This window comes from Limnohabitans radicicola, assembly GCF_014837235.1.
Taxonomy (GTDB): Bacteria; Pseudomonadota; Gammaproteobacteria; order Burkholderiales; family Burkholderiaceae_C; genus Limnohabitans_A; species Limnohabitans_A radicicola.
Genome location: NZ_JACYFT010000017.1, coordinates 1 through 1,148, shown reverse-complemented (window position 1 = coordinate 1,148; position 1,148 = coordinate 1). Strand labels below are relative to the sequence as shown.

Annotated in this window: 1 protein-coding gene; it reads left to right on the top strand. The window is 60.0% G+C overall.

Annotated features, from left to right (window positions below; translation table 11 throughout):
• The coding region (locus IC609_RS16040) for an Ig-like domain-containing protein (RefSeq protein WP_191820537.1) at positions 1–1,148 on the top strand (1,148 nt) is incomplete at both ends.

Below are 1,148 nucleotides of genomic sequence, written 5' to 3'. Positions count from 1 at the left end.
ATCGACACTGTACTGCCCACCTTGCAATCTGTGGCGGCGGCGGCGGGTGGCAACACCATCACACTGCAGTTCAGCGAGCCGATCGACACCAGCAACACCGCGCTGACAGGGCTGGCCAACAGCTTCACATTGGCGGGCACAGGCCTCAACGGTGCAACCATCTCGTCCGTCACCGGCAGCGGCAGCACCTTGGTGCTGAACCTCAGCGGCAATCTGGGCAGCAGTGGTGACGTGAGCGTGGCCTACACCGATGCAGGGGGTAACCAGACCAGCGCTGTGGCGCAAGATGCAGCAGGCAACGACCTGGCTACCATCAGCACGCCCATCAGCACCAACCTGGACGCTACAGCACCGCTGCTGGCCAGCACCAACGTGGTCACCAGCACCACAGCTGCGGGTGAATACGGTGTGGACGACGTCATCACGTTGCGCGTGGCTTTCGACGAAGTCATGAAAGTCAGCGGCGACACTTCGGGCTTGACACTGACGCTGGATGTCACAAACGGCGGAACACCTGTCACAGCCCAATACGTGGGCACCTCGGGCAACGACCTGGTCTTCCAGTACACCGTGAGCGCAGGTGACAGCACGGTGGCGGGCAACTCCATTGGCGTCACGGCCCTCAATGCCGGCGCAGCCACCATCAGCGACGCGGCGGGCAACCTCTGGACCGCTGCTTCAGTCAGCCTGGCCGACGTGACCAACGGTGGCAACATCACCGTCAACAGCGCCAAGCAAGGGGGGCTGAACATTGCAGCGGCCATCAACGGCAACACCCTGTGGCTGGATGCGGCCGATACCAACACCCTCACCCGCGACGGCAGTGACAACGTTCAAGCCTGGGGCGACAAGTCAGGGCAAAGCAACAACGCAGCGTTGGATGCTAACGGGACGCTAAACACAAATGCTAACCACAACCCAGACTATGTGGCCACTGGATTGAATGGCAAGGCGACGGTTCGCTTCGATACAGCCAACGGCACTGATCTGCTGATTTCCAACGTTACCGTCAGTGCACGCAATTCAGAAGTTTTTGTCATTAGTGACAAAGATGCGGATACGCGCACTGCCTTATTACAGGCGTCAGCCAGTGTGTCCAATGCCACATATCCCAACCCGTGGGATCGATGGGGGGTCTATAACTGGGA